The organism is Roseomonas acroporae (assembly GCF_023223525.1).
Classification (GTDB): Bacteria; Pseudomonadota; Alphaproteobacteria; order Acetobacterales; family Acetobacteraceae; genus Roseomonas_E; species Roseomonas_E acroporae.
On sequence record NZ_JALPRX010000060.1, the window covers coordinates 20,066 to 28,050 of the forward strand.

Below are 7,985 nucleotides of genomic sequence, written 5' to 3' on the forward strand. Positions count from 1 at the left end.
GGTACCGATCCGTCGCCGTGCACGTCGGGGAGGCCCCGGCGGCTCTCGTTATCGCGAGCCAAATCGTTGATTTGAAAGAATAAACATATTGCGGATGCGAAGAGACGGCTGAATCCAAAGACGGCGACAGGCCGGCAACATTACGAATAAATAATGCGGGGATGATCCTTTATTGGACGCCGCGACGTGCCGTGCCGGCCGCGGAGCGGCCCGGCACGGGATCCGAACGTGATTCGCCGAGGTCAGCCGGCCTCCCGGCACATCCCCTGCCGCAGGCGCTCCACCATGGCGCGCTGGGGCCGGGCGGTTCCCTCGCTCGCGACCGCCGCCGCGCCGGTGGCGACGGCCCAGCCCAGCGCCTCGGCGGGCGATTCGCCGCGGCTCAGCGACAGGGTCAGCCCGGCGACGAAGCTGTCGCCCGCCCCTACCGTGCCGCGCACCGGCACCGGCAGGGCAGGGACCCGGAGCACGCCTTCCGCCGTCGCGAGCACCGCGCCGTCCCCGCCCATCGTCAGCGCCACGATCTCCGCCGCGCCGGAGCGTGCCAGCGCCAGCGCCGCCGCATCCTGCGCGGCGGCATCGGGCAGGCCGTGGCCCAGATAGGCCTCCAGCTCGCGCAGGCTCGGCTTGACCAGGGTCACGCCGGCGGCCAGCGCCTCGCCGAGCGGCTCGCCCGAGGTGTCGAGCACGAAGCGCTGGCCGTGCGCGCGCGCGATCATCGCGGCGCGCGCGTAGAAGTCGTCCGGGATGCCCGGCGGCAGGCTGCCGCTCGCCACCACCCAGTCGGCCTCGACGCCGGAGAGAAGGCCGAGCAGCCCGATCCACTCCGCCTCCCGCACCGTCGGTCCGGTGGCGACGAAGCGGTACTCCGTGCCGGCCGTGCGGTCCTGCACGGTCTGGTTGATGCGGGTGTGCCCCTCGATCGGGAGCGAGCGATGCGGCAGGCCGGCCTCGCGCAGCAGATTCTCCAGGAAGCGTCCGGTGACGCCCCCGGAGAGGACCAGCGCCATCGCCTCGCCGCCGAGCTCGCGCACCACGCGGGCGACGTTGATGCCCCCTCCGCCCGGGTCCTGCCGCTCCCGGCCGGTGCGCAGCTTGTGCCCGGGGCGGACCGACTCGGTCTCGCAGACGATGTCGATGGAAGGGTTCAGCGTGAGCGTGACGATCCGCGGCGCCGGCATCGGCCGTCATCCTTCGTTGCGTCCGGGCCGCGCCGGCGGGCGCGACAGGGACAGGCGCCGTCGGGACGGCGGGAACGGCGCCCCCGGTCATGGGTGCACGAGCGGGATGCCACGGTGGCCTCGGGCTCCGCAAGCGCCAGCTTAGAGCGGATCGCCGACGGGCGGACACGCCCGGCGGCGTGGATCCGCGCCGAGAACAACGCGCTGCAGCGAACCGCAGTCCCGACCGGACGGCGGTTCGCTGCAGGACGCCGCGGGCGAATATGCGTGCCTCCCCTGGCGCGGCGGAGCCGCCGCGCCCGGCCGGTCCGGCGGCGGGGCCTTGCGGGAAGGCGGTCGGGATGCTTGCTTCATGCAAGCGATAAAGGAAACGTCCGCAATGCCCCGCATCGATTTCGCACGCATGCGCTGCCCGGTGGCGCGTGCCATGGCCATCCTGGGCGAACGCTGGGCCATCCTGGTGCTGCGCGAGGCCTTCTACGGCACCACGCGCTTCGACGCCTTCGAGCGCAACCTCGGCATCGCCCCGAACATCCTGAGCGCCCGCCTCTCCACGCTGGTGCGGAACGGGCTGCTGGAGCGCGTCCCGGTGCGCGGCGCGCGCCACGAGTACCGGCTCGCCGCGAAGGGACGGGACTTCTTCTCCGCCTATGTCGCGCTCAAGCACTGGAGCGACCGCTGGATGACCGGGCCGGAAGGGCCCGTGGTGCGGCTCCTCGATGCCGCGACCGGGGCGGAGGTGGTCGCGCCGCCGCTGCTGGGCGCCGGCGGCGCGCCGCTCGGCCCCGAGGATGTGCGGGTGGTGCCGGGCCCCGGTGCCGGACAGGGCGCGCGCCGGCGCTTCGGCGGCGCGGAGCCGGGCGAGGCGGAACCTGGAGCGGATCGCCGACGGGCGGACACGCCCGGCGGCGTGAATCCGCGCCGGGAACAACGAGCGACGGCGAACCGCAGTCCCGACCGGACCGCGGTTCGCCGTAGCGAGGCCGGGTCCGGCGCGCCGGAAGCGGGAGCGGCCCCCGAGCCTCCGGCCGGGCGGGTCGTCGCGGGGATGGAGGGCCACCGGCATGGCTGACGGCATTCCGGCCGCCGCCAGCCCAGCCGCCGCCAGCCCGGCCGTCGCCTCGATGGCCTCTCCCGCGCCGGTCCGGGAACTGCTGCGCCGCATCCTGGCGCTGGCGGCGCCCACCGGCCTCGTCTCGCTGCTCCAGGTGGCGGGGCAGCTCATCGAGACCTGGCTCGCCGCGCGCCAGGGCACGGCGGCGCTGGCGGGCTGGGCGGTGGTGCTGCCTTTCGCCCTGCTGCTCCAGCAGATGTCGGCCGGCGCCATGGGCGGCGGCGTGGTCTCGGCCGTCGCGCGGTCGCTCGGCGCGGGGCGGCGCGAGGAGGCCTCGGCGCTGGTGCTGCACGCCGTGGCCATCGCCACCGCCGCGGCGGCGATCTTCGCCCTGCTGCTGGCCGGCTTCCCGCGCACCCTGCTCGGCCTGATCGGCGGGCCGCAGGCGGCCGGGGCGGCGGCGGCCTACGCCGCCTGGCTGTTCGGCGCCGGGGCGCTGCCGGCCTGGCTCGCCAACACCCTGGCCTCGGTGCTGCGCGGCGGCGGCCGGCACGCGCTGGCGGCACGGGTGCTGGTGCTGACCTGGGTGGCCTATCCGCCGCTCGCCTGGGCGCTGGCCGAGCCGCTGGGCCTCGGCCTCGCCGGCATCGGCATCGCCTTCGCGGGGGTGTTCTGGGCGGCGGCGCTGGCCATGGCGGTGGTGGTGCTGCGCGGCGGCGCCGGCTTCGTGCCGACGTTGCGCGTGCGTCTCTCCGGCGCGCTGTTCCGGCGTATCCTGTCGGTCGGGCTGGTCGCCTCCTGCCTCGCCGGGGTGGCCAACCTGACCACCATCCTGGTCACGGCGCAGGTGGCGTCGCACGGCGCGGCGGCGGTCGCGGCCTACGGCATCTCGGCACGGCTCGAATTCCTGATGATCCCGATCGCCTTCGGCGTCGGCTCGGCGCTGACGGCGCTGGTCGGGCGCGCCGTGGGCGCCGGGGACTGGCACACGGCGCGGCGCATCGCCTGGACCGGCGCGCTGCTGGCGCTGCTCGTCACGGGCGCCGCGGGACTGGCCGTGGGCCTTGCGCCCGGCGCCTTCGCGCGTGCCTTCACGGCCGATCCGGCCGTTGTGGCGGTGGCCTCGCGCGGGCTCGCCTACACGGGCTTCGCCTTCGGCGGCTTCGGCCTCGGCATGGCGCTCTACTTCGCCTCGATGGGCGCGGGGCGGATGCGCTGGCCGGTGCTGGCGGCGCTCTCGCGCATCGGCATCGCGGTGCTCGGCGGCCGGCTGCTGGCCGAGCATCTGGGGATGGGGCTGGACGGCTACTTCCTCGCCGTGGCGCTCGGCATCACCAGCTACGGCCTGGTGACGGCGCTCGGCGTGCGGCCGGGCGTGTGGCAGGGGGCGCGCTGAGCCGGCCACGGTTCCGGCCCCGCCGGATCTGCCCTACATCATCCGCCCCGCACCGGCGCCGCGCCACCCGGTGCGGCGGCGCAGGGCAGGGGGAGCAGGGCATGCAGCGCGTCACCATCAGCATCGACGACGACCTGCTGGAGACGGTGGACGCGCTCTGCGCCCGGCGCGGCTATGCCAGCCGCTCCGAGGCGGTGCGCGACCTGGTGCGCGACGCGCTGGCGCGCGAGCGCCTGCCGGGGGACGGCGATGCGGCCTGCGTCGCCGCCCTGACCTACGTGTACGACCACGAGACGCGCGAGCTGCCGCGCCGGCTGACGCATGCGCAGCACCACCACGCCGACCTCTCCGTGGCGACCCTGCACGTGCATCTCGACCGGCACGACTGCCTGGAGGTGGCGGTGCTGCGCGGCCCGGTCGGCGCGGTGCGCGCCTTCGCCGACGCGGTGGTGACGCAGCGCGGGGTGCGGCACGGGCAGTTGCAGCTGATCCCGGCGGCGGGGCAGGCGGGCCACGTAGCGGGCGAGCCCGGCCGGGAGCGCTGATCCGCCGTCGGCCGCGGCACCCGCGGGGCCGCCGGCCGCCCGGACGGTCCGCCATGACCGGGTCCGCCCCGATCGGGCGTCCATCCTCGCCCCGCCTGGGGATCGGCCCTCGATCGTCATCGGTCCTCGATCGTTAATCGCTTTTACATATTTCTGCATAACGACGACCATGGCAAACATCACGCCACGGGAACGCCTCGAATCCGGCCCGCCCGTCGGAGGGATGATCCATGCGGGCTGGCGCGGCGGGAGGCGCGGGTGGCACGACAAGCCGGCGGGCCTGGCTGCCGGCATTGGCCCTGCTGCTCGCCGGCCCCGCGCCGGCACGGTCGCAGCCGGCCGGAATCCTGCCCGAGACCACGGTGTCCGCCGCGCCCGAGGCCCTGGACGCGCCCGTCACCGCCAGCGAGGGCCACGTCTCCCGGGAGCGCCTGCTCGCCCGCCCGATCACCCGCCCCGGCGAGCTGCTCGAAGCCGTCCCCGGCCTGATCGCCACGCAGCACAGCGGCGAGGGCAAGGCCAACCAGTGGTTCCTGCGCGGCTTCAACCTCGACCACGGCACCGACCTCGCCATCACCGTGGACGGCATGCCGGTGAACATGCCGACGCACGGCCACGGCCAGGGCTACGCCGACATCAACTTCCTGATCCCGGAGCTGGTGCGCGGCCTCGACTACCGGCTCGGCCCCTACCGCGCGCAGGACGGCGACTTCGCCTCCGCCGGCGCGGTGCGGATCGGGCTGGTCGACAGCCTGCCGCGCCCGGTGGTGCAGGGCACGGTGGGCAGCTTCGGCTACTGGCGCGGCCTCGCCATGACCTCGCAGCGCGTGGGCCAGGGCAACCTGCTCGTGGCCGGCGAGATGGCCGCCTATGACGGCCCGTGGCAGGTGGGCGACGGGCTGCGCCGCTTCAACGGCGTGGTGCGCTACAGCCAGGGCGGCGAGGCGGAGGGCTTCTCCCTCACCGCCATGGGTTACGCCAATCGCTGGCGCTCCACCGACCAGGTCCCGCTGCGCGCGCTGACCGAGGGGCTGATCGGCCGCTTCGGCACGCTGAACCCGACCGATGGCGGCAACGCCAACCGCTACAGCCTCTCCGGCGAATGGCACCGCACCGGCGACCACGGCACCACGCGCGTGCAGGGCTACGCCATCCGCAGCACGCTCGACCTGTTCAACGACTTCACCTACTTCCTCGACGATCCGGCCGACGGCGACCAATTCCACCAGCAGGACCGGCGCTGGGTGCTGGGGCTGAACGTCAGCCACACCGTCCCGCACGCCCTGCTCGGCGCGCCGAGCGAGACCGAGTTCGGCGTGCAGACGCGCCACGACGAGATCCGCCTCGGCCTGTTCCGCACGCGCGAGCGCGACCGGCTTTCCACGGTACGCACGGACCGGGTGGAGCAGGGCAGCCTCGGCCTCTACGTCGAGAACCGCACCGCCGTCACGCCCTGGCTGCGCACCGTCCTCGGCCTGCGCGGCGACCTGTTCGCGGGGCGGGTACGCAGCGACCTCGCCGCCAACGCCGGCAGCGCGACGGAATTCCTGCCCAGCCCGAAATTCGGGCTGGTGTTGGGGCCGTGGCGCACCACCGAGCTGTTCCTGAACGGCGGCTTCGGCTTCCACAGCAACGACATGCGCGGCGTGACCATCACGGTCGACCCCACGGACCGGCTGACGCCGCTCTCGCGCGTGCCGCTGCTGGTGCGCTCGCGCGGCGCCGAGATCGGGCTGCGCACCAGGCCGCTGCCGGGGCTGGAGAGCACGCTCTCGGTCTTCGTGCTGGATTTCGACAGCGAGATCCTGTTCGTCGGCGATGCCGGCACCACCGAGGCGAGCCGTCCGAGCCGGCGCATCGGGGTGGAATGGACCGGCCGCTGGCAGCCCTTCCCCTGGCTGGCCTTCGACACCGAGATCGCCGCCACCCATGCCCGCTTCACCGACGCCGACCCGGCCGGCGACCGGATTCCCGGCGCGCCGGCGGTGGTGGCCTCGGCGGGGATGACGCTGGGCGGGCCGCAGGGCTGGTACGGCGGCGCGCGCTTCCGCTACTTCGGCGCAAGGCCCCTGGTGGAGGACGACAGCGCGCGTTCCAGGCCGACGCCGCTGGTGAACGCGCGTGTCGGCTACGCCTTCGCGAACGGCATCCGCGCGCAGCTCGACGTGCTGAACCTGCTCGACGCGCGCGCGAGCCAGATCGACTACTTCTACACCTCGCGCCTCGCCGGCGAGGCGCCGGGCGGCGTCGCGGACCGGCACTTCCATCCGGTGGAGCCGCTGGCGCTGCGCTTCACCCTCGCGGCGAGCTTCTGAGCGTCAGGCCGCCAGGCGCAGCAGCGCGTCGAGGTCGCAGTGCCGTTCCAGGTGCGCGGCGAGCCCGTCCAGCGCCGCCTCCACCGATGCCTCGTGCCGGTGCGCCGAGGGCGCGGCGCCGAGGCGGGCGATCCAGGCGGCGCGTTGCGCGTCCGCCGTGAACAGGCCGTGCAGGTAGGTGCCGGCCACGCGCCCGTCGGCCGAGACCGCGCCGTCCGCGCGCCCGCCGGCGAGGCGCAGCAGCGGCCGCGCCGTGTCCGGCCCGGCCGTGCGGCCGATGTGCATCTCGTAGCCCGCCACCGGCACGCCGTCGGCGACGCTCGCGCCCGTCACCCGCCGCAGGCTCTTGTCGCCGCCCAGCACCGTCTCGACGTCGAGCAGGCCGAGCCCGTCCACCGCGCCGGGCGGGCCCTCCATCCCGTCCGGATCGGCGATGCGCCGCCCGAGCATCTGGTAGCCGCCGCACAGGCCGAGCACCGCGCCGCCGCGCCGGCGATGCGCCAGGATGTCGACGTCCCAGCCCTCGGCGCGCAGCGCGGCGAGGTCGGCGATGGTGGCCTTCGAGCCCGGCAGGATCACCAGCGCGCAATCCGCCGGCAGCGGCGTGCCGGAGCGCAGCGGCACCAGCTCGATCCCCGGCTCGGCCGCGAGCGGATCGAGATCGTCGAAATTGCTGATGCGCGGCAGGATCGGCACCGCCACCCGGCAACGGCCGCCGCCGCCGGGGCTCGCCGGCAGGTGGTCGAGCAGGTCCTGCGCATCCTCGGCGGGCAGCCGCCGCGCCCCGGGGAAGAACGGCACCAGCCCGAGCGGCGCCCAGCCCGTCCGCGCCGCGATCGCCGCCATGCCGTCCGCGAACAGCGAGGCGTCGCCGCGCATGCGGTTGACGATGAAGCCGCGGATCATCGCGGCATCCTCGGGCGGCAGCACGGCCCGCGTGCCGACCAGGCTGGCGATCACGCCGCCGCGGTCGATGTCGCCCACCAGCACCACGGGCGTGTCCGTCGCGCGCGAGAAACCCATGTTGGCGATGTCGCCGTCGCGCAGGTTGATCTCGGAGGCGCTGCCGGCGCCCTCCACCAGCACGAGCCCGGCCTCGGCGCGCAGCCGCGCGAAGCTGTCGAGCACGTAGGGCAGCAGGGAGGGCTTCATCGCCTGGTAGTCGCGCGCCCGCGCCGTGGCGTGGACGCGGCCCTGGACCACGACCTGCGCGCCGGTCTCGCTCTGCGGCTTGAGCAGGACGGGATTCATGTGGACGGAGGGCTCGACGCCGGCGGCGCGCGCCTGCAACGCCTGGGCGCGGCCGATCTCGCCGCCCTCGGCGGTGACGGCGGCGTTGTTCGACATGTTCTGCGGCTTGAAGGGACGCACGGCGAGGCCGCGCCGCGTGTAGGCGCGCGCGAGGCCGGCGACGAGCAGCGACTTGCCGACGCTGGAGCCGGTGCCCTGGAGCATCAGGGCGCGGGCGGGGCTCATGGGGTGGCGCGGGGGGGG

At 75.0% G+C, this 7,985-nt stretch carries 6 protein-coding genes; 4 read left to right on the forward strand and 2 right to left on the reverse strand.

The annotated features are described in order from the left end of the window. Positions 1-242: 242 nt before the first annotated feature. Positions 243-1,181, reverse strand: a complete 939-nt coding sequence (locus tag M0638_RS14195) for a 1-phosphofructokinase family hexose kinase (protein WP_248667660.1) — start codon at positions 1,179-1,181, stop codon at positions 243-245. 379 nt (positions 1,182-1,560) lie between these two features. Here M0638_RS14195 and M0638_RS14200 point away from each other — a divergent pair, with 379 nt between their 5' ends. The 4 genes from M0638_RS14200 to M0638_RS14215 all read left to right on the forward strand — a co-directional run bounded on the left by M0638_RS14200 (position 1,561) and on the right by M0638_RS14215 (position 6,491). Next, a complete protein-coding gene (locus tag M0638_RS14200; protein ID WP_248667661.1) occupies positions 1,561-2,253 on the forward strand; it encodes a winged helix-turn-helix transcriptional regulator in 693 nt (230 codons plus the stop codon). Beyond that, complete coding sequence (locus M0638_RS14205) at positions 2,246-3,631, forward strand: MATE family efflux transporter (RefSeq protein ID WP_248667662.1); 1,386 nt, start codon at positions 2,246-2,248, stop codon at positions 3,629-3,631. Before M0638_RS14200 ends, M0638_RS14205 begins: the two co-directional genes overlap by 8 nt. 101 nt (positions 3,632-3,732) lie before the next feature. Then, positions 3,733-4,176 carry a nickel-responsive transcriptional regulator NikR gene (gene nikR / locus M0638_RS14210; protein ID WP_248667663.1) on the forward strand — a complete coding sequence of 148 codons (444 nt, stop codon included), beginning with the start codon at positions 3,733-3,735 and terminating at the stop codon, positions 4,174-4,176. A 293-nt stretch (positions 4,177-4,469) separates the two neighbouring features. Then, entirely contained in the window at positions 4,470-6,491 is a 2,022-nt protein-coding gene (locus tag M0638_RS14215) for a TonB-dependent receptor (protein WP_248667664.1), read from the forward strand. Positions 6,492-6,494: 3 nt separating this feature from the next. Here M0638_RS14215 and M0638_RS14220 read toward each other — a convergent pair whose 3' ends face one another. After that, complete coding sequence (locus tag M0638_RS14220) at positions 6,495-7,967, reverse strand: cobyric acid synthase (protein WP_248667666.1); 1,473 nt, start codon at positions 7,965-7,967, stop codon at positions 6,495-6,497. Positions 7,968-7,985 lie beyond the last annotated feature (18 nt).